General features: G+C 64.6%; 14 protein-coding genes and 1 pseudogene. 2 read left to right on the forward strand and 13 right to left on the reverse strand.

Going from position 1 to position 20,886, the window contains the following annotated elements:
- Nucleotides 1-189: 189 nt before the first annotated feature.
- From WD012_RS02660 to WD012_RS02715, 12 genes and pseudogenes are all read right to left on the reverse strand, one after another.
- On the reverse strand, nt 190-2,316 hold the full coding sequence (locus WD012_RS02660) for a transglycosylase domain-containing protein (protein ID WP_339562237.1): 2,127 nt from the start codon (nt 2,314-2,316) through the stop codon (nt 190-192).
- A 619-nt stretch (nt 2,317-2,935) separates the two neighbouring features.
- Nucleotides 2,936-3,655: a Crp/Fnr family transcriptional regulator gene (locus WD012_RS02665; RefSeq protein WP_339562238.1), complete on the reverse strand. Its 720-nt coding sequence runs from the start codon at nt 3,653-3,655 to the stop codon at nt 2,936-2,938.
- A 70-nt stretch (nt 3,656-3,725) separates the two neighbouring features.
- The gene (locus WD012_RS02670; protein ID WP_339562239.1) at nt 3,726-4,841 is read right to left on the reverse strand and encodes a lipoate--protein ligase family protein; all 1,116 of its coding nucleotides are present in this window, start codon (nt 4,839-4,841) and stop codon (nt 3,726-3,728) included.
- A 22-nt stretch (nt 4,842-4,863) separates the two neighbouring features.
- The gene (locus tag WD012_RS02675; protein WP_339562240.1) at nt 4,864-5,505 is read right to left on the reverse strand and encodes a TM2 domain-containing protein; all 642 of its coding nucleotides are present in this window, start codon (nt 5,503-5,505) and stop codon (nt 4,864-4,866) included.
- 180 nt (nt 5,506-5,685) lie between these two features.
- Nucleotides 5,686-6,668 (reverse strand): annotated as a pseudogene (locus WD012_RS02680) (3-isopropylmalate dehydrogenase).
- 185 nt (nt 6,669-6,853) lie between these two features.
- Entirely contained in the window at nt 6,854-9,262 is a 2,409-nt protein-coding gene (locus WD012_RS02685; RefSeq protein ID WP_339562241.1) for a S9 family peptidase, read from the reverse strand.
- Nucleotides 9,263-9,317: 55 nt separating this feature from the next.
- The gene (locus tag WD012_RS02690; protein ID WP_339562278.1) at nt 9,318-10,487 is read right to left on the reverse strand and encodes an App1 family protein; all 1,170 of its coding nucleotides are present in this window, start codon (nt 10,485-10,487) and stop codon (nt 9,318-9,320) included.
- Nucleotides 10,488-10,795: 308 nt separating this feature from the next.
- The gene (gcvH, locus tag WD012_RS02695) at nt 10,796-11,209 is read right to left on the reverse strand and encodes a glycine cleavage system protein GcvH (protein ID WP_339562242.1); all 414 of its coding nucleotides are present in this window, start codon (nt 11,207-11,209) and stop codon (nt 10,796-10,798) included.
- A 245-nt stretch (nt 11,210-11,454) separates the two neighbouring features.
- The gene (locus WD012_RS02700) at nt 11,455-13,125 is read right to left on the reverse strand and encodes a L,D-transpeptidase family protein (RefSeq protein WP_339562243.1); all 1,671 of its coding nucleotides are present in this window, start codon (nt 13,123-13,125) and stop codon (nt 11,455-11,457) included.
- Nucleotides 13,126-13,231: 106 nt separating this feature from the next.
- A complete protein-coding gene (nudC, locus tag WD012_RS02705; protein WP_339562279.1) occupies nt 13,232-14,335 on the reverse strand; it encodes an NAD(+) diphosphatase in 1,104 nt (367 codons plus the stop codon).
- Between the two features lie 2 nt (nt 14,336-14,337).
- Nucleotides 14,338-15,243: an alpha/beta fold hydrolase gene (locus tag WD012_RS02710; protein WP_339562244.1), complete on the reverse strand. Its 906-nt coding sequence runs from the start codon at nt 15,241-15,243 to the stop codon at nt 14,338-14,340.
- A gap of 79 nt (nt 15,244-15,322) precedes the next feature.
- Complete coding sequence (locus WD012_RS02715) at nt 15,323-15,949, reverse strand: DUF4916 domain-containing protein (protein ID WP_339562245.1); 627 nt, start codon at nt 15,947-15,949, stop codon at nt 15,323-15,325.
- 176 nt (nt 15,950-16,125) lie between these two features.
- Here WD012_RS02715 and trxA point away from each other — a divergent pair, with 176 nt between their 5' ends.
- Both trxA and WD012_RS02725 read left to right on the forward strand, forming a co-directional pair.
- Complete coding sequence (gene trxA, locus WD012_RS02720; protein ID WP_339562246.1) at nt 16,126-16,461, forward strand: thioredoxin; 336 nt, start codon at nt 16,126-16,128, stop codon at nt 16,459-16,461.
- A 495-nt stretch (nt 16,462-16,956) separates the two neighbouring features.
- On the forward strand, nt 16,957-17,967 hold the full coding sequence (locus WD012_RS02725; RefSeq protein ID WP_339562247.1) for an aggregation-promoting factor C-terminal-like domain-containing protein: 1,011 nt from the start codon (nt 16,957-16,959) through the stop codon (nt 17,965-17,967).
- Between the two features lie 790 nt (nt 17,968-18,757).
- On the opposite strand, the gene WD012_RS02730 is transcribed toward WD012_RS02725, so the two are convergent.
- Entirely contained in the window at nt 18,758-20,731 is a 1,974-nt protein-coding gene (locus tag WD012_RS02730) for a hypothetical protein (protein WP_339562248.1), read from the reverse strand.
- Nucleotides 20,732-20,886: the final 155 nt, after the last annotated feature.

Genomic DNA, 20,886 nt, shown 5'->3' on the forward strand with positions numbered 1-20,886 from the left:
CTTTTGCATTGTACGGTGTCTGGCCGCGGCAGGGCGCCTGTTTCGGTGAACAGCGGACGAACAGGCATCGACGGATGCCGGGGCGTGCCGCCCGGGCATGGCGACACCCTGCGGTTACGGCAGAAGGCGGCACGCGTCGCCGCATTGCCGCCTCCCGGTGATGGCCGTCATGCCGATGCCCCAGCCGCCTTACTTGGTGTACTGGCCCGAGGGCGTACCATAACTGTCGTCGTTGGGTGCGTTGATGGCGGCCAGGTACGTGTTCATGAACTCCTTCCATGCGGGGGTCGCGATGTACATGCCGTACCACGTGCTGTGGGTGACGCCGTTGATGGTCTTGCCGTAGAAGTCGCCTTGGGTCTCCGCGTTGCCGACCGCCACGAACGCCGCGACCGTATTCGGCGCGAAGCCCGCGGTCAGCATGTAGGTCTGTTCGTTGGTTCCGGTCTTGGCGAAGGTCTTGCGGTTGTTGTCCAGCTGGGCGGCTTTCGCCTCGCCCTTGAGCACGCCCTGGTTGAGCGCGTACGCCGTGGTCTGGGCGATTTCCGGCGAGATGGCCTGATGGCAGTTGGCGCTCGGTACCTTGATCTTCTTGCCGTTCTGCTTGATGACCTTCTTGATGGCGATCGGCGTGCATTCCACGCCGTTCGCGGCGATGGTGGCGTACACGTTCGCCATGGTCAGCGGGGACGCCTGGACCGAGCCGATGATCATCGGGGGGTTGAAGGAGTTCGCCGAGTAGACGTCCTCCTGTCCGAGGATCGCGTTGTGGTAGCCCAGTGTCTTGGCGGCGTCGGCGATGGAGCACAGGCCGATCACCTGCGCCATGGACGCCTGGGTGGTGTTATGCGATTTGATCAGGCCCTGCAGCGGGGTTTCCGGGCTGGTCGTGCCGCCTTCGGAGTTGTGCAGCGACCAGGTGCCCTTCCCTGCGAATTTCGCGCAGTTGAACGAGCTGTTCGCATACCGTGTGTAGGTGCGCAGGGATTCGTTGATGGAATGGCCTTGCAGCATCCAGGCGACCATGTTGATGGGCTTCCAGGTCGAGCCGACGTTGAAGCCGATGCCGCCGCCGTCCTTCTGGTCGACCGCGTAGTTGATCGAGGTACGCGTGGGGTCGGTCTTGGCCGCGTCGGTCGCGTCATAGGTCCTGTTGATGCCGAAGCCGAGCACTTCGCCGGTGCCGGGCTTGATGGCGGCGATGGTCACCTCGAAGCCGGTCGGGTCATCCGCGGGGATGGTGTCGCGTGCCGCTTTCATGGCCGCGTTGTTCGCGTTGACGTCCATCGTGGTGTAGATTTCCAGGCCGCCCTCGTTGAGCAGTTTCTGGCGCGCCTGCGCGGTCTTGCCGAACTCCTTGGAGTTGAGGATCTGGTTGGTCACGTAGCTGCAGAAGAACGCGGCGTCGCCGGCCACCTGGCAGCCTTGCTGCACCGACTGGATGTCGAGCGTGTCCTTGAGCGGCGTCGCCTTCGCCTCGTCGTGTTGCGCCTGGGTGATGAACTTCTCCTGGAGCATGAGGTCGAGCACGATGTTGCGCTGCTCCTCGGCGGTCTTCTGGTTCGCCTCGATCGACGGGTCGTATTTTTCGGGGTTCTTGGTGATCGCGGCGATGGTGGCGGCCTGCACCACCGTGAGTTTCGCCGCGGTCGTGTTGAAGTAGCGTTTCGCCGCGGCTTCCACGCCGTACAGGCTGCCCGAGCCGAACTGGGCGATGTTCAGGTAGCCTTGCAGGATCTCGTATTTGGAGTATTTCTTCTCCATCTGCACGGCGATGAGCATTTCACGCAGCTTGCGCGCCACGGTGTCCTCGGAGGCATGGTATTCGGCGATTGGGTCGTCGTCCTCGCGGGCTTTGACCATGAGCACGTTCTTGACATACTGCTGGGTCAGGGACGAACCGCCCTGGGTGTCGCCCTTGGCTACATACGTCTGGACGAACGCGCGCAACACGCCCTGGACGTCGACGCCGGCGTGTTCGAAGAACCGGCGGTCCTCACGCGCCACCACCGCGCGCTGCATATAGACGGAGATGTTCTTGATCGGCACGACCTCGCGGTTCTGCGCGTAGAACGAGGCGATCACCGTCTTGCCGTCGGACGCGTACAGCGTGGATTTCTGCGGCAGGCTGGTCACATCGAAATCGATGCCCTCGACGGTCAGGGACGGCGAGAGCGCCTTGGCCATGTTGTTCGCCCCGAACACGGCGGGCATCACCATGAGGCTCACGACGACGCCCCCGGAGATACACAGGGTCAGGTACGCGAGCAGGAGGGCGAGCGCACGTCGTGCAGTCAGGGAGTTCTTCTTGGGCATGAGCCCCATTCTATGGTGTCGCCTGTACCTTTGGCATGGGTGCGGACGTACACCGCCACGGTATTCGCACAAACGTCCGCATATGTGGAAAAGCCTGAAAACAAGCCAAAAACAAGCCCGCAGCCTCACGAAAGCGGCATGGGTCGAGACAGTCCGCGATGACGCCGCGGCAGAGGCGGGGCTTGTGACGCATCGTACGGTTTCGCCGAACCGTATACGCTGAAGGATTGTCTGGCGTAGATTGTCTGGCGTAAACGACGTACATGGCTTCGCGGGCCCGTGGCGGCCCTGTGACAGCCCCGTGCGGGAGTTCGGCACGAATCGGCTTGCCGGGCGGTAATCTCCCGCTCCGGGTGCGGGAGTTTATCGGAATCCCTTGCCGATACCGCTCATCTCCCAACAGAAACGTTGGAATTGCGCGGTTCTTGAAAACCGCCCCCGGAACCATAATCGGGAGAAGTCCGACGAATCGCCGCACATGCGATAAACTCCCACGACAACTCGGAAGTTTATCGCCCAATAGCCGGTGCGCGGCCGTTCTCCCACATACCGCATGACCCCTGTCCTTGCTGATCAGCACGATGGGGCCGCAGCACTATCCTGACAGCTCGCTTGGGCATCAGCGCTTGGAGCGGCGGATCAGGGCGCCGGGCTGGTAGATGACGATGCTGCGCCCCTCGCGCGCGATCCACCTGCGGTTGGCGAACTCGGTCAGCGCCTTGTTGACGGTCTCCCGTGACGAGCCGACCAGCTGGGCGAGCTCCTCCTGCGTCAGGTCGTGCGGGATCTTCACCCCCGCCTCGACCGGCACGCCGAACCGGGATGCGAGGTTGATGAGCGTCTTGGCGAGCCTGCCCGGCACGTCCATGAACACGAGGTCGCTGATGCGCTCGTTGTTCGCACGCATACGGCCGGCGAGCACCTGAAGCATGTCGACGGCGACGCGCGGATACTGGTCGAGCCATGCGAACAGCGCGTCATGCTCGAGCCACACCACCTGGGTAGGGCTGCAGATCGCGATCGCGGAGGCCGTGCGGGGCCCGCCTTCCGGGTCGAATACCGGGATCTCGCCGAGCACCTCCCCCGGCGCGTGGATGCTGAGCAGCTGGACGCGGCCGTCGCTCGACCGGCGGGTGAGTTTGACCCGGCCGCGTTCGAGCAGGTACATGCGATGGTCGGTGTCCCCTTCGGCGAAGATCACGCCCCCCTTGCCGAATTGCGCGCGTTGCAGGTACGGCAGCAACCGAGCGGCCTGCTGCTGGGACACCTGCTTGAACAGCGCGGTGCGCAGCAGGATGTTGTCAGGCTCCGGCATCGCATTGGGCTTGGGCATGACCATGGGCTCCTCCTTGCCGCCTTCGCGTGGGTTGTCTTCGGCACCTATTGTATCCTCGCACGCGCCGGGACCTTCAGGATGCCGGTTCGGCGGGCAGACCAGGATGGGCGGGGCGCCCGCCTGATGCGGCGGCGGCGAGCCGGCCGATCAGCTCGTCGCGGTCGAGCCCGGTCTGCGAGCGCAGCGGGTCGACGCGGCGGCGTGCCGATTTGACCGCCTTGTCGGAGAGTTTTTCGCGTGAGGTGTTCAGGATGCGGCCCATGGCGTCGGCGTCGATATCGTAGGCCATGGTCACGTGGTGGAGTACGGCGCCCGGTCCGCCGCCAGCCGGCGGGAACCGGCGTTGTGCGGCTCCGGCGATCTTGCCGGCGCTGGAGGAGATGTCGTTGATGCCGGTGAATGCGGCGTCGATGCCGAGGTCGTGCAGCGCGTCGATCACCCATTGGTCGCATTGCCGGTAGGATTCCTCGATGCCCATGCCGGCGACGAAGTCCCGGGGCGCGTACAAGGAGTAGGTGATGGTGTTGCCGGGTTCGATGAACATCGCGCCGCCGCCGGTGCATCGGCGGACGACGGTGAATCCCGCCTGTCTGGCCTGTTCGAGGTTCACCTCGTCCTCGATCGACTGGAAGCGGCCGATGACGACGGCGGGCGCCGCCCATTCCCAGAAACGCAGCGTGGGCCGTAGTTCGCCGCGTGCGACGCGTTCGGCCATACGGATGTCGAGGTCCATCTGTTCTTGCGGCGTGCGGGGGATGTCGCGGATGATGTCCGGACTGAGCGCCTGCCAGCGGGCGCGGCGGCGACGTTCGGCCTTGCGTTCGACCTGGTCGAGGATGCGGCGGTCCGTGCCGGTGCCCGTCCGGATGCCGGCGGGGTCGCCATGGCGGTATGCCGGCGGGTCGTGCCGGCCCGTTTCGGTGCCGACGGCCCTGTGGAATGCGATGGTGATAGCGTCGGCATCGGCGCCGATCATGCGCACGTCAGGATGCCCGGCGAATACGGCGGCAAGGTCGCCGCCGTGGCACAGGGCCTCCTCGAGTGCGGTGATCAGGGCACGCTGGCCTGATTCGTCGCCTTCCATGAAGAAGTCGCCGTCGATGCTGCACGAGGTGACGAAGCCGGCCGGGTCGCATGAGACGGTGACCCCGACGAGCTTGCCGCCAGGGGTCTTGTATTCGCCGCGCATCGTTGGTGTTCCGGTGTGGCCGTCAGTCGCGCAGCTCGTATCCCTGGGCGTCGCGATGCCAGTCGCTGCCGGTGGAGGAGCTCAGGATGAGGATCGCTTCGATCAGCGCCCAGATGCCGGTGATGACGGACGCGAAGCCGAGGGTGAGGATGGTCAGCAGCAGCTGCGCGACCGCCTTGCCGGTGTATCCAAGGTAGAAGTTGTGTGCGCCGAAGCAGCCGAGGAAGATGCCCAGCAGGCCGGCGGCGATCTTGGATTTCTGGCCGACGTAGCCGTATCCCGCGGCGGTCGCCGGAGGGTAGGGGTAGCCTTGCGCGTTCTGGTAGGCCTGCCCGTATGGCTGCTCGTACGGCTGCCCGTAGGCCTGCTGGTACTGGTATCCGCCGGCCTGCGTGCCGGTCTGTGCTGCTGGCTGGGCGCCGTACTGGTAGGTGTCCTGGTTTTGGATATTGCCCTGCCCATAGGTGTATTCCTGCGATGCGGGCTGGGAATACTGCGCGTACTGTGGCTGCGCATACTGCGATGGCTGGGCGTTTTGCGAGGTCTGGCCGTATTGCGGCTGCGCCTGCTGCTGCGGTGCGGCGGACGTGTACTGCGGCTGCTGCGCCGCATCGCGGTTGGGCAGCTCGGGGGCGGGCGTATTGTGCGGGTTGTTTTCTTCCATACCCCCAGTATCGCATACCCGTGCCGGCCATGCCACCAGCGTTCCGCCGGCCGCAGCCCCGTGGCGACGGGGATGATTAGGATGTGAAAATAAACCGCCCTGCATCCCCGTGCTGTTGTTGACTTCTTCCGTTGCACAGGATTGCAGGGCGGCGCTCACACGCTTGTGGCGTGAGAGGTATCAGATGCGCGCCAAGATGTCGCGTCCCACTTCTTCGGTGGTGCGCTTGGTCGACCCGAGTTCGGCGATATCCGCTTCGACCGCATGGTCGATTTTCGCGGCGGCATCGTCGAATCCGAGGTGGCGCAGGAGCATCGCGCTTGACAGCACGGCGGCCGTCGGGTTGGCGATCCCCTTGCCCGCGATATCCGGTGCCGACCCATGGATCGGCTCGAACATCGGGCGACGGCACCCGCCTCATCGGTGAGAATGTCGCCGAAGAGGTTGTCAGTGAGGATCACGTCGAAGCGCGAGGGGTTCGACACAAGGAAGATCGTGGTCGCGTCGATATGCAGATAGTCGTGCGTGACCTGCGGGAATTCCTCGCCGACCTTGTCGACGATCCGTTGCCACATGTCGCCCGCGTTGACGAGCACGTTCTTCTTGTGCACGAGCGTGACATGCTTCTTGCGCTTCATGGCGAGCTGGAAGGCGTAACGGACCACGCGCTCGACACCAAACGCCGTGTTGATGGACACCTCGGTGGCCACTTCGTTCGGCGTGCCGCGACGGACTGCGCCGCCGGCACCGCAGTACAGGCCTTCGGTTCCTTCGCGCACGACGACGAAGTCGATGTCGCCCGGGTTGGCGAGCGGCGAAGTGACGCCGCGGTACAGCTTGGACGGACGCAGGTTGATGTACTGGTCAAGCGAGAAACGCAGCTTGAGCAGCAGGCCACGCTCGAGGATGCCCGCCTTGATGCGCGGGTCGCCGACCGCGCCGAGCAGGATCGCGTCCGTGCCCTTGATGCGTTCGAGGTCCTCGTCCGGCAGGATGGCGCCGTCGCGCAGGTAGCGCTCGGCGCCGAGGTCGAAGTTCTCGTAGGTGAACGACGCCACGCCGTCCGCGGCCTTCTCAAGCGCGGCCTGGGCGACGGGGGTGACTTCCTTGCCGATGCCATCGCCCGGGATGACGGCAATCCGATATGTCTTGGTTGTGCTCATGGTGGCGACACTAGTCGGTTCACCCGGGTCAAGGACGCAAGCGTTTCGAGTACTGGACACGCGTCCGCATGCTGAAAGCGTGTCCGCATTGCGGCCGGATACCGCGTCCCAGCGGCGTATTGTCCACCAGGGCGAAACCGGCTGTCCGACGGGAACGACTGTACGGCAGCCGTACGCGATGCCGCCTATTCGGTGATACCCATCGTCGCCAGGCACCACGCGTTCTCGTAGGAAATCTCCCGCCACTGCCGGTACCTGCCCGAGGTTCCGCCGTGGCCGGCCCCGGTCTCGATCTTCTCGATGGCGTCCACGCCGGCGGCTTGGAGCCGCGCCACCCATTTGAGCGGTTCGACGTACAGTACGCGCGTATCGTTCATCGACGTGGTCACGAAGATCCTCGGGAACACGCGCGCCCTCGCGTCCCCGGGCACCGGCGCGTTCTCATAGGGTGAATACGATTTCATGTACTCGTACACGTCGCGGTTGTGCAGCGGGTCGCCCCACTCGTCCCATTCGGTGACGGTCAGCGGCAGGGACGGGTCGAGGATCGAGGTCAGCGCGTCCACGAACGGCACGTCCGCCTCGATGCCCGCGTAACATTCCGGAGCCATATTCGCGATCGCGCCCATGAGCAGGCCGCCCGCCGAGCCGCCTTCGGCCACCGTACGCGCCGGCGAGGCGAGCCCCATGCGTTGCAGGGCCCGGGTCGCGTCGACGAAATCCTCGAAGGTGTGCTTCTTGTTGAGCCTCCGCCCCTGCTCATACCAGGCGCGGCCCATCTCCCCACCGCCGCGGGTGTGTACGACCGCATACAGCACGCCGCGATCGAGCAGGCTGAGACGCGCCACCGAGAACCCGGGGTCCGAACTGACCTCATACGCGCCATACCCGAGGATGAACATCGGGGACGAGCCGTCGGCCCGGATGCCGAACCGCTCCGGCATGCCCGGCGCCGCGGACAGCCGGTCGCGACGCCACACCAGCGACACCGGAATGCTTTCCCCGTCACGCGCCTCGACCCAGATGCGATGCTCCGCATACCGGGACGCGTCGAAATCACCCAGCACCTGCGCGCGTTTGAGCAGCGTGTCGGCGCCGGTACGCGGATCGACCTCATGCAGTTCGCCGGGACGCGTATACCCGGTGAACGAGTAGCGCATGCGCGGGGCGTCGTACGAAGGGTTGCCGGCCGTACCGATCGAATACAGCCGTGCTTCGCCCCCCTCGCCGCCGTCGGCAGACGCGCCGAGCGCGGGAGGCACCAGTTCGCGGAAACGCCACGGGCGGCCCGCCAGGAAATCCCGCGCCGCCTCATCCTTGGTCATCACCGCCAGATGCGGCAGGCTGTCGGCACGGTATGACAACGCCACGAAATGCCGGTGCAGCGCGATCCCGTCAATGGACAATCCACGGGCGCCCTGCAAGATCGCGGGATTGCGCGGATCATGGTACGGCGTGCCGACCGGATGGCCCGACGCGCCCGCCAGCACCCGGTCCCCCTGCTCGCACCCGTACGGCGACCCTGCCGCCACGCACACGCCCTCCCCCAGGCGGTAGGGCGGCTTGTGCGTGCGCATGTCGATGACATCGATCTGGAAGTTCGGGTTTTCGGCGTTATGGTCCACCACCGCCACCGGGATATCCTCCCCGTGCTCGCCGGCACCTTCGAAACAGGCGAAACTCACATCGTATTCGATGCCCTCCCGCCGAGGGATGAACGGGACGAACCGCCCGGTCGGGTCGTCGACCGGCAGCATGAGCACCTCGCTCGTGGTCTTCGACCCCGTGCCGATCACCACATGCCGCTCGTCGAAACTCAAGCCGACCCCGGCCCAGAACCGCTCGTCATGCTCGCGGAACACCTCGACATCGTCGGCGACCGGCGTACCGACCCGGTGCCGGACCACCGCGCACGGCCGCCACGCGTCATCAAGCACGGTATAGAACACCCACGATCCGTCAGGCGTGAAGCACGCGTTCGAAATCCCCTCGAACACCTCGGCAAGCTCCTCGCCGGTCTCCAGGTCACGGATCCGGTAGTCGTACCGCTCGTCGCCCGCCGTATCCACGCCGACCAGCAGCCAACGCCCGTCATGGCTGATATCCATGCCGCCGACACGGAAGAAATCATGCCCCTGCGATTCCCGGTTCGCATCGAAATACACCTGCTCGCCCGGCATGGACCCGGGCAGCGCCTCACGGTCGACCTGCGGCGGGTCCCAGTCATCCTCGCCGCGCACCGGGATCCTGCACGACACCGCATACTGGCTGCCCTCACGGGTACGGGAGAAATACCAGTAGCCGTTCACCCGCACCGGAACCGACATGTCCGTCTCCTGCACATGCGAGGTGAACTCCTTGAACAGGGTCTCGCGCAACCCCTGCAACGGCGCCATACGACGCTCGCAATACGCGTTCTGCGCCTTGACGTAGGCGGCGAGCTGCGGCGAATCCTTGTCGCGCATCCACTCATACGGGTCGTCGAACACGTCGCCGTGCACGGCCCTGCGATGCGATGCCCGCCTGGTGTACGGCGGCTCGCCATCGGTGACAATCCCCTGCGATATTCCGGATTCACGCTGTTCGTCGGTCATAGGCACCATCGTAAGGCATGACGCGGGCCGCGCCCGACGGCGCGTTCCCTCCCGGTCACGCGAGGTGCCGCAGATACGGCAGCATCGTCTTCATGAGATTGGCGCCGGTCGTCCCCGTGAACACCGGCACGTCCGTCACCGGGGCGGGCTGGGATTGCGTCATACCGCGCACCGGGCCGAACGGGGAGGATTCACGCGGGCTGAGCTGCCTGATCGCGATCGCCAGGACACGCCCCGGATACCGTTTCGCGATGGTCGCGTACGTGGTCGGGTCCTTCTGCCCGTCATCGCCGATGAGGATGAACTTCATGTCGGGGAAATCGCCCATCAGCTGCTCGGCGTACTCCAGCTTGTGCTGCACGCCCGACGGGATGAAGGTCTTGGGCCTGGGGTCCAGGTCACGCAGCAGCAGCGGGCCGGCGGGGAACCCGTAATTGTCGATGAAATGGCGGATCGAGCTCTCCACGTTCCACGGCGACGTGGACAGGTAGAAGAACGGGGCGTCCGGGAAGATATCGGCGATCCGGTTGAACAGCACGGCCATGCCGGGCACCGACGCGCGCTTCTGCGGGTTGAGCAGCAGCAGGTTATACGCCGCCTTCCACAAGGTGGGCGCCTGGGTAATCATCACGGTGTCGTCCACATCCGAGATCACGCCGACCCGCGTCCGCGGGGCGATGGTGAACAGATTCGCGTTGACCGCATGCCGCCCGTCCACCTGGTAGGAGACGTGGTGGACGCCCGGCTCAAGCCGGCGGTCCGCGACCAGGTCGAGATACCCGGCGGAATCGGAGACGGCGAATTCGCTGCTGCGCTCGCGTACACGGTCGACACGGTCGTAGACCTCGCTGGTGCCGACCTGTACGGTTTCCACCGGCACGTTGTCGATGGACAGCCTGACCCTCACGTGGGGTGCGGGGACCGCGAGCATGCCCCGCCATCCGCGCATCAGCGTGCCCGGCTGCCGGCGCAGCGGCTCGTACACCGTCCGGCAGATCAGCCGGGAGAAATCGCTGGTGCCGTAGCCGACATATGGCTCGACCTGCTGCCGCCAGTGCAGGTTGGTCACAATCGCCGTCGAGATCTTCGCCCACAGGCTGAACACGCCGGTGACCACGCGGCGGAAGATCCTTACGGGCAGGGGTTTGGTGTCGATCCGCTCGTGTTTTGAGGCAGCATCGAAGGTGGTGACGACGCGGCGTGCGGGGATTGGCACGGTCGGCATGTCGTCATCATTCCTATTGTGTGGGAATTGTGTAGTGCTGCTCATGCCCCCATCATACGGTCGGGGTATGAACAGCGCCGCTGTGTCACGGGTATGTTCGGGAGGAATTCAGGGACGGCTCAGGGATATTCCCGATATGCCCGGCCATCCCCGGCCGATCGTGGGCCGATCGTGCAACCGTTTGCAGACCGTCCGGCAAACTCATTCGCGCCCCGTTCGCCGACGCATACCGGGCAGAACCGGCCAATCTTCTGCTTCTGCCGACGCTGACGGGTGTCTCGGCGTCGGCAGAAGATGACGGCAACGCCTTACAGGCGCCGTAGGATCGCCGCGTACTCCTCGGCGGACAGCAGGTCCGGCTCGTCGTCGTCGAGCTCGATTTTGAGAATCCAGCCCTCGCCGTACGGGTCGCCGTTGATGATGCCGGGATCGTCGGCGGCCTCATGGTTCACGTACCGGATCGTGCCCGCGACCGGGCTGACCAGAGGCTCGACGGCCTTCGATGATTCCAGTTCGACGATCTCGTCTCCCGCCTCGACCCGGGTGCCTACCTCCGGCAGGTCGACGAATACCAGGTCGCCCAACTGGTTGGCCGCGTATTCGGTGATGCCGACCGCCGCGGGCTCCACGCTCGCGTCGACCCACACATGCTCGTCGGAATATTCCAGATGGTCCGGGACCTCGAGGTTCGGGCGCTCATCTTCCTGTTCGGTGTTGCTCATGGTTTCAGCGTATCGCATGAAGCCAACAGCCACACGGACGCACGGACATACGGGCACATGGACACACGGGCACCGCGGCACCGACCCGGGCGGCATTCCCCGCCGGGACATCTTCCGCCGGGGATTCGCCGGCAGACAGCCCGGCTCTTTTCCTCTGTTTCCGCCGACGCGGGACATCCGTCAGCGTCGGCAGAAGGTTCGGCAGAAGGTCGGGTGCGCGCGGGGAATCCATCCCCACGCGGAGCTCAACGCACCGGGGCTGTCGGCTGGTCGCCGACCACCTGCACGAGTGTGCCTTCGGGACAGTTGTCGTAGATCCATTTCGCGTCGGCCTCGTTCATGTTCACGCAACCGTGCGAACCGTGCCCGGTCGGGTCGCCGGAGGCGATGCCGGACGCGTTCCAGCTGGCGGTGTGGAAGCCCTGCCCGCCGTTGAAATAGCTGACCCACTTCACGCCCGGGGTCAGGTATTGGGAACCGTCGTCGTTGGAACCGCGCATGTCCTGGACCTTGTACTTCAGGTAGATGAAGTAGTTGCCGGGCGTGGTCTCATGCTTGCCGGTCTTGCCGGTGCACACGTTGAAGGTCTGGACCACCTGGTCGTTGTTGTATACGGTGGCGGTCTGCTTGGACCGGTCGACCACGATCTTCCACGTGACTTTCTGCTGTTCGGTATCGAATTTCGTGATGTCGCTGGCTGCCGTGAGCGTCGCGGAACGGTTGCCGCTCAACGCGCTGTACACCTGGTCGGCGATGGTGGCCGTGTCCTTGACCGTCACGCCGTTGATGCCCTTGGTCTTGGTCATGATGACATTGCCGGACGTATCCACCAGATCGACCTGGTTGGTTTTCGTCTGGTTGAGATGCTGCCCCAGTTCGCCGGACATGAAGTCGCTGATGGCCTGCTTGTTGTACGACACCGTGATGGTGCCCTTCGACGGGTCGGCGGTCGTGGTGGTCCACGAGGCGATGGTCGCCGCGGGCACCTTGTAGGTGGTCGCGTCACCGTTGCTGATGGTGATGTTCAGCGCGAGCCCTGCATTCGCCTGGTCGGCAGCCTGCGCGGCAGCGGCCTCGCTGATGGGCATGTCGGTCTGCGTGTAGCTGACGGTCGCGGTGCGGGTGCTTCCCGGCTGGTCGATCGCCTGGTCGACGGCTGTCGTCACGTTGTCCACGACCGGTGTCTGCCCGCCGCGGCCGGCGGTGACCACGAACTTCGAGGAGGCGTCGTCGTACGAGACCGTGGAGGCGACGGCCTGCTGGTCGGGCGTGATCAGCTTGCCGGTCAGGTATTCGCTCAACGCAAGCTTGTCGACGGTGGCGGACAGCTTCACGTTCTGCCTGGCGAATGGGTTGATGCGGGTGAACGGATTACCGCTCTTGGCGGACAGCAGCGCGGAGACGGTCTGCTGCTCGTCCACGGTGACACCGAGATCCTTGAGCGAGGCGGTGAGCGTGTTGCCCTGCGCATCGGTGACGGTGATCTTGGTGGCATCGACCGCCTGCTTGACGGTCCCGGCAAGCTGCGTACGGTCCTGCCCGGCCACGGATGCCCCCGCGAAGGTGACGCCCGGTGCCGCCTTGTCCTGGTAATACCAGCGTGCGGTGAAGAATCCCGCGATGGCGGCGACCACAATCGCGCCAAGGATGGACAGCAGCACGATCAGCCATACACGCCGGTGCGGCGGGCGCAGCGCCTCGTCCATCTCGGCGCCCGCATCCGCCGCACCGCCGTCGGAGACCGCGTACAGCGGGATTTCCATGCCGGAGAGTGTATCATCATTGGGTTCGATGCCGCCCATGCCTTTCCATACATCCCCCGGGGCGTCAGGCTGTGCCGGGATACGGCCGTAGTTCGCCATGCCCTGGCTCCCGGCGCCGTATCGCGGCATAAAACCGTCAGAAGTATTCGTCACGTTCTTGCCTTTCCTCTTTTACTCCAGCACGACTTTAGCCGCATCATATGACCATTTCACCCCCCTCTTCCCCCATACGTGTGGCATATCACATCCGATGCCGTCGTCACAGTTCGTGACCGTACCATTCCTCGATCATGTAGCGCGCTATGGCTGCCTTCACGGGAGGTGTGACACGCCCGGAGGCGAGCGCCTGCGTGTACTCGTCGCGGGTGAACCATCGGGCGTCGCCGGTTTCCTCGCCGTCCACGCGGATATCCGTGCTCAGGGCGCGCGCCTTGAACGCGACCATGAGCGAGGCGGGGAACGGCCATGGCTGCGACCCCAGGTATCTGACCTCGCCCAGTTCGATGCCTGTTTCTTCGCGGGTTTCCCTGCGGCAGGCGTGTTCGAGGTTCTCCCCGGCTTCGACGAAGCCTGCGGATACCGAGTACATGGTCGTGGTCTGCCAGGCGTTGTTGTGCTGGAGCAGGAGCCGGTCCTGCGAATCGACGACGGATACGATGACGGCCGGTTCGATGCGGGGGAACAGCAGGCGGTGCCCGTCGTCCTCGTTGGTGCAGCGTTGGGCCCATCCGCCCATCGCGGCGGTGACGGGGGCACCACATGTCGGGCAGTGGCGTTGGCGCATATGCCATACGCTCAGCGTTGCGGCGGTGGTGGCTTGTCCGGCTTCGCGTGATGATGCGTGCGGTGCGAACCCGCGCAGATCCACCCAGTCGAACCGTTCCCGTGCCTGTTCCAGCAGTGACGGGGCGGTGTGGGGCCGTCGGGTGGCCGTCGATCCGCTGGTGGCGCCGAACGCGTCATCAGCCCCTTCGAATGCCGAATCAGGTATGCCGTCGCCTGTGGCGCCGGCGGGCGCCGGCAGTCTGGTCACGTCGATGGCGACGACCCGTTCGCCGCGGGCGCCGCCGTAGGACCCGAGGAATATCGGGACGGCCTGCGGGTGGGCGGCGAGTTCCGGCAGCACGTAGGCGCCGGGCAGCGTGGCCAGGCGCAGCGCGACGTTCTCGTATTCGGCGAGCGCGCCCTGGCCTTTGGGGACCGCGATCTTGCCGCCGTCGACCAGCATAACCGTGGTCTGCGGGGATCCGAGTACGGATTCGAACAGGTCGGGGTCGTCGCGGCGTTCCACCTGATAGTCGATGTCGCCCTGCGCCAGCGGCAGGAAGGGCAGGGTCTGGGTCAGGGCGAGAGGGGAAAACATGCTCACTGGTGGTCATCCTCGGTTCGTTCGTCGTGTTGTACGCGTGCCATGAGGTCCACGAGGGCCTGGGCGACGGTGTGCGGATGCTCGACCGCGCTGAAATGCCCGCAATCGGGTATCTGGGTGAATGTGACGTGCGTGCGTGTCATCGCCTGGGCGAGCGGGCGCATCTGGCTGGGCGGGCTCGAGGGGTCGCATTCGCCGCTGACGATTGCGGCCGGGGCGGTCACGGCGGCCAGTTGGTCGTTCAGGTCCGGCCTTCCTGCGGCCATGCGCTGCCGCCATGCGACACCTTGCGGCTTCTGGTCCTCGATCCAGCCGGTCATGAGGCTGATGAACGCGTCGGAGCGTTTGATGGTGGAGTCGCCGTCTTGCGGCAGGGCGAAGTGCATGATCGGGTCGATGGTGTGGTCGTGTTCGCATTGGTCGGCGATGCGCAGCCGGTTCAACCGGGCCGCGTCGTCGTCGGCGGACGCCTTCGTGTCGCATAGGGCGAGTCCGGCGACCATCTGCGGGTGCCTGCGTTGCATGTCCAGGGCCACGTATCCGCCCATCGACAGTCCCGCCCAGACCGCCCGGTCGTATCCGGCGTTCCTGACGAGTGCGGCGTAGGCGTCGGTCATGAGGTCAAGCGCGTCGATGTAGGCGCCGTCTGCCGACTGGCGGCCGCTCTGCGGTATGCCGGGGATCGGGCCGTTGCCGGCGCCGGGCATGTCGGGGGCCCAGATCGGGAAGCGTTCGAGGCCTGTCTTGTCGGCGATACCGGCGATCCGGGCTGCGCACTCGTCCCACATGCGGTGGTCCACGGGGAAGGCGTGGACAAGTACCAGCGGTATGGCATCGCCGCTGCGGTACACCGTGTTGTGCAGGGTGATGGGCTCATATGCCTTGGTCGGCGTCTGTGTCATCGTTGCTCCGTTCCTGGTATCCGGGATTCCGAGGTGGCCGTGGCGGCAGAGGTATCCGCTGTCTTGGGTGAGGGCACGGCTACGCCCCCACCCATGCGAGGGCGCGGCGTACGATTTCGCCGTATCCGTTGGCCATCTGGTCGATGCATGTTTCCAGCTTGCTGCCGTGCACGTCGCACCATTCCACGTCTAGGGTCTCGTCCTGCGGCTTGCAGTCGCCGGGGATGGGCACCACGTAGCATAGGGCGATCGCATGCTGGCGCGGGTCGTGGAACGGCGAGATGCCGGGGGTGGGGAAGAATTCCGCCACGGTGAACGGCTGCAGGGACTGGGGCAGGACCGGCAGCGCGATATCGCCGAGATCTTTCGAGATGTTGCGGGCGATGGCCTCGCGCAGTGACTCGTGGTAGAGCACGCGACCCGCGATCAGCGTGCGCTCGACCGACCCGTCCTCACTGACGCACAGCAGCGAGCCGACGCTGGATACCCGGCCCAGATCGTCGACGCGCACCGGCACCACCACCACATATGGCATAGGGGTTTCACGGCGGATGCGATTGATCTCGCCGGAATCAAGCCAGCCGGGAGGGTTGCCATGCCCCGAACCGCGGATGAAATCCTCCGGGGTGATGTGGTCGAACTCGCCTCTGCGGCGGTTGGCGTCGTAATCGCCTTCGTCTGGCACTTCGTCATTCAACACTGGCATGCCTCCATTATCGCCCCACCCCGGGAATCCGCGGGACCGGTGTCTCCAGGCGAAATATCCGGTTCGGCTCTGGGCGCACAGGGGTAGACTTCCGGCAGTGGTGTGCAATGCTTGGAACACCACGCAAGACCGTATCCACCGTCCCGCACCGCGGGCGGAGAAGTAAGGAGCCCATTATGGCAACCACCGCAGTCACCACGCAGACCTTCGAACAGACCATCAACGACAACGACCTCGTATTCGTCGATTTCTGGGCCACCTGGTGCGGCCCATGCAAGGCGTTCGGCCCGGTCTATGAGAACGCGAGCAACACGCATCCGGATATCACCTTCGCGAAGGTCGATATCGACCAGAACCAGGAGCTTGCCGCGGCCGCGCAAATCCAGGCGGTGCCGACGCTCATGGTCGTCAAGGGCGGCAAGGTCATCTTCAAGCAGGCCGGCGCCCTGCGTGCCTCCGATCTGGAGGATCTGATCGGCCAGGCCAAGACGTATCAGCCCGAGGAGAACTGACATTCCTCGTCGGCCCCACTGATGTTGGCCGCCCTAGAGCCCGTGGCGCATGTCGCGCCACGGGCTCTGTTATACGCGTGGGCATGACGGGGCGGCGACGGTCCGTATTACACAAGGCATCAAGGAAGCCACGGCACGTCGTGCAGGCGTATCGCCGTTCTTTTCGAACTGGCCATGTACAACGGCCTGCCAGCGTAACCAGTTTGAAAAGAGGAAATCCGCGATTCCACGCGCAGAGAAATCGCACGTCTGCCGACCGGGCGCGTCGCAGCGGCGGCAGGGATGCCGGGAGCCTTGGCATCATGGGGTTTTCGCACGGTTTTCGTTTCTTTTCCAGCGGCGATACCATATGCCCGGATTTGATGTTTCGCCCCATCGCTGTAACATGGAGGATGTGTGCACAACCCGACGGCGGCAGTGTTGAGCAGTCGGCGCGTGGGATGTAGCGGTTTTCGCATCTGTCACACGGTATCTGTAGGTCGATCAAGGAGCGACATGGCTAACCACCGTAAGAAGTCCACTCTCCAGGCGTTGACGAAACGTCAGCGCGTCAGGATCATGGCGGTCATCGCCGCAGTGGGCATCCTCGCGGGCACCGGCATCGCATCACGCAATTACTATGCCGCCGAACACCACCAGTCCACCGTCACCTCCTACTCGGCGACCGACACCAACGCGCAGGAAGTCTCCCGCGGCACCACGCGCAGCAGCCTCAAAGGCGCCGACGCCGACACCACGTATATCACCGTCAAGATCAACGGCAAATCCCGTGTGGTGCTGGGCAAGGATTTCACCGATGTGAAGTCCGTCCTTGAAGCCGGCAACATCACGCTTGAGCCGACCGACACGGTCTCCCCCTCGCTGACCACGAAGGTCAGCGAATCCACGGTCATCACCATCGAACGCGCCGGCGCCGACCTGGAAACCTCCGATGACGCCATCGCGTTCAACGTCGTACGCAAGGAAACCGCGGACCTGCCGAAGGGCACCGAGAAGGTCGAGACCGAGGGCAAGGAAGGCGTGATGGAGACCACCAGCCTGGTGCAGCGCGCCGGTGGCAAGGTCGTATCGTCCAACGTATTCGCCTCATATGTGAAAACCGCCCCGGTCGACAAGGTCATCCTCGTGGGCACGGGCACCGCCAAGACCACCACGTCGGGTTCTTCCGCCGCAGCCAGCACCGATATCGGCACCACCACCCCGGTGGGCGAGATGCAGCAGTGGGCGCATGACTATCTCATCGCCAACGGCGGCAGCGAGGCCGATTTCACCGCGACCGTCTACATCATCACCCATGAGTCCGGTTGGCGTGTGAACGCCACCAACGCCAGCTCCGGCGCATATGGCCTTCCCCAGGCGCTGCCCGGCAGCAAGATGGCGTCGGCGGGTGCGGACTGGGCCACCAACTATCAGACACAGCTCAAGTGGTTCTGGGGCTACTGCAATTCGCGCTATGGCTCCGTACAGGGTGCGTACGCACACTGGCTGAGCGCGCATAGCTACTGATACCGCTGCACGGTTATCTTCCAGACCGGCATCCGGGAATGCCCCGGGTGCCGGTTCTGTTATTCCGGCGGCAGGATTTTGCTCGGCGTTCCGCGATTCCCCGTTTCTGGCCTTTGCTGCGGGGCGGCGGACAGCTCATGGAGTGCATGACGGTGCCACGCTGGTCATGTCGCAATGTCATATCGTGTTCGGACGCGTATATGCTCGCTTCTTCATCGCCGCTGCTTGTCTCTCCCTGCCGTGTACACCCATCTGCCGCGTGTTCTTCCCCGTGCCGCTCCCTCACGTACCGATCGATGCTCCGCGGTGGCGGTTTCCCGGGCCGAATCGCACGGTATGGACAGGAAACCATGGGCCGGGCCGATGCAGTGGGTTAATCGGCGCTAGGAAAACCGCAGAATACCGCGGATTCGTGCACAGGATCCTTGATCTTGGCACGCTCTGGAGCACGGTATCCTTTCCACACGATGCGAATCGACCGCGCATACGCCAAGCATGGAGCGACTGCCGGCATCCGGATGGGGCGATACCGCAGACCGGTAATCACGAAACCGCGGAATACCGCCGATCTTCTCCCAGCACAACCGAGCCGGAGCAGCCCGATTCCCCGGTATCCTTGCCACACCATGTATTTCCCGGGTTGATTGCGTGTCCGCGGAAATTCCAGACCAAACCTCTAGTCAAACCCTAGACCGGGAATCGCCGGCAGCACCTCGCCGATGAGACACACATACGGGTATGTACGCGCTCATCCTGCGTGCGAACGAGCACACAACATGAGCATCAAATGTCACTCTGTAGCGGAAGCGCTTGGGCTTGGTGATTCGGACTGCGGATTGTCTGGAGTAGGATTCTCCGATGGAGCGGTGTTTCCCGACGTATTGTTGTCCGGTTCTTCAGTCGACTGGTTCTGAGGATTCTGGGTCGTACTTCCGCCGGTTCCCAATGTCGACGAGGAAGAATACCGCCGCTGCGACTGCTGCTGTTGCGACTGTTGCCGGGCCTGGGCCTCTGCGGCGGACGCGGCGGCAGCGGCATCAGCGGCAGCCCGTTGGGTCTTGTAGGTTTCCATCGACTCGTTGACCGCGTCGGAGGCGCTTTGCAGGTCGGATTGTGCTTTCTGGACGTCCGCGAGTGCGGGCTTGTCTTTCTGCAGCAGGGCATTGGCCGCATCGATGGCGGATTGCAGAGTCGTGCGCGTCTGGTCGTCAGCGACGACACCTTCGCTGTTGGCCAGCAGGGTGGTCGCCTCGCTGGTGGAGGTCTTCAGCGTATCGACTGCGGTGTTATAGTCGTTGTCCTGCTTGGTTGCGACGCTGGCTTTGACTTCCTTGGCAGCAGCCTTGATGGTGGAATTGGCCGTGGTCAGCTGGCTGGCGAGCGTCTTGTTGGTTTCAGCGGCCTTCCGCATGGCGTCGGTGCTCATCGACGTGGAGCAGGCCACGGGCTTGCCGACGGATTTCGCCTTGTCTACTGCGGTTTTGAGCCGTTCTACGGTCATGACGTCGGCCACTTGGTCGGTCCCGACCTTTTGCTGGGTTTTTGTTGTCTTCAGCGTCTGGGCCAGGGTCTCGGACTCTTCCTTGTAGGCGCTGTAGGCCTGCGTACAGCTGGCGTAGGCGCTGCTGCGGTCACGGTTGGTGCGGATGAGACCGGTGAGATAGTACAGTCCCGCGGCGGCTGCCGCGATGGTGATGATGACGAAGACCGTGACGATGGCCCGGCTCCGTGCACGCCCGCCCTTGTTTTGTTTCTCGTTGTCCCCGGTTTGCGCCGACCGGACCGGCTGGGAGACGCCAGCGCCTTCTTCTTGCAATTCCTCGCTCAATGACTTGACCGCATCGTTGGCGGGTGCTGGTGTCTCATCGGGGGCGTGCAGGGTGCGGGCGGCGGTTGTCTTGACTGCTCCCGGGGCCGCCACGTTCGCGGCGATGGCTGCGGTGCCGGCAACGACCGCAGCTGACGAGATCGGTGTCATGGTCTCGGTTTCGGCGTTGGCAGTCCGTTCGTGTCGCAGATCCTGTTCGGTCGGCGCTGGGGGTGCCAGCAGGGTACCTGGTTCAGTCCGCTCAGCGGGCTGCGTAGGGCTCGCGGCCGGAACTCCGGTTTCTTCCGATGCAGCGGAAGAAACCGGAGCGGCAGGAGAAGCCGCCAATGCGACTGTCGGCTTGGCAGCAATGTCGCGGTCCGGCTGGACGGCGTTGATTTGCTGTGTCTCCTGTGCACCACGATCCTGGGCGGCGGCGGTCAGCCACTGCTCGGTCTTGGATCGTTGCGACTGTTCTTTGCCGTCAGGCGTTTGCTGTTTTGTCGAGGGGGCTTCGAACGGTGTGAATACTGTAGGCTCCGCTGTCTGTCCTGCGGATTGCCTGCCGCCGGATTGCTTCGACCCATCCTGCACATGGCCGCCCTGTTCTGCGTTCCCCTCCAGCAGCGACCCCCAGGTCGGGAAGGTGATGAGTGGGATATTCCAGTTCGTGTCGACGATGTCCCCGGGCAGGATCCCCGATTCGTCGGACGTTTCCGGCGTTGTCTGTCGCTCCTGGCCCGCCGTGGCAGTACCGGCTTCCGCTCCCTGCGTGTGGGAGACCCCCGCAACAGCGTCATGCATGCCGGACGGCTCATCGGGCGCAGGCTGGGACTTGGGCGCGGGCGTGCTGGGCTTCTCTGCAGGCCCGCCAGTTGTCGCAGGGGTGTCCGCGGATGACGGGGCGATGGGGAACAGCAGGTTCTTGTCCACGGGTTGTTGCTCCTGTCCTGTCATTGGTTCCACTCCTGTCCGTTCTGATCCGTCAATCCTCAACCCATCATCATGCGAGCGTGTTGTACGGCGTCTGTATCCATGGTAAGGCAATCCCCGTACCCCCGTCGACTGCCGCATACGCGCGAGAGGCGACGGGAACCTTGGGTTCCTGCCGC

The sequence above is a fragment of the Bifidobacterium thermophilum genome (assembly GCF_037482445.1).
Classification (GTDB): Bacteria; Actinomycetota; Actinomycetes; order Actinomycetales; family Bifidobacteriaceae; genus Bifidobacterium; species Bifidobacterium thermophilum_B.

Bases quoted from the DNA above. Each gene is read 5' to 3' on its own strand.
- nudC (WP_339562279.1), bottom strand. From the start codon at position 14,335: ATGTTTTCCCCTCTCGCCCTGACCCAGACCCTGCCCTTCCTGCCGCTG.
- WD012_RS02665 (WP_339562238.1), bottom strand. From the start codon at position 3,655: ATGGTCATGCCCAAGCCCAATGCGATGCCGGAGCCTGACAACATCCTG.
- WD012_RS02690 (WP_339562278.1), bottom strand. From the start codon at position 10,487: ATGCCGACCGTGCCAATCCCCGCACGCCGCGTCGTCACCACCTTCGAT.
- WD012_RS02660 (WP_339562237.1), bottom strand. From the start codon at position 2,316: ATGCCCAAGAAGAACTCCCTGACTGCACGACGTGCGCTCGCCCTCCTG.
- gcvH (WP_339562242.1), bottom strand. From the start codon at position 11,209: ATGAGCAACACCGAACAGGAAGATGAGCGCCCGAACCTCGAGGTCCCG.
- WD012_RS02675 (WP_339562240.1), bottom strand. From the start codon at position 5,505: ATGGAAGAAAACAACCCGCACAATACGCCCGCCCCCGAGCTGCCCAAC.
- trxA (WP_339562246.1), top strand. From the start codon at position 16,126: ATGGCAACCACCGCAGTCACCACGCAGACCTTCGAACAGACCATCAAC.
- WD012_RS02725 (WP_339562247.1), top strand. From the start codon at position 16,957: ATGGCTAACCACCGTAAGAAGTCCACTCTCCAGGCGTTGACGAAACGT.
- WD012_RS02715 (WP_339562245.1), bottom strand. From the start codon at position 15,949: ATGCCAGTGTTGAATGACGAAGTGCCAGACGAAGGCGATTACGACGCC.
- WD012_RS02670 (WP_339562239.1), bottom strand. From the start codon at position 4,841: ATGCGCGGCGAATACAAGACCCCTGGCGGCAAGCTCGTCGGGGTCACC.
- WD012_RS02685 (WP_339562241.1), bottom strand. From the start codon at position 9,262: ATGACCGACGAACAGCGTGAATCCGGAATATCGCAGGGGATTGTCACC.
- WD012_RS02730 (WP_339562248.1), bottom strand. From the start codon at position 20,731: ATGACAGGACAGGAGCAACAACCCGTGGACAAGAACCTGCTGTTCCCC.
- WD012_RS02710 (WP_339562244.1), bottom strand. From the start codon at position 15,243: ATGACACAGACGCCGACCAAGGCATATGAGCCCATCACCCTGCACAAC.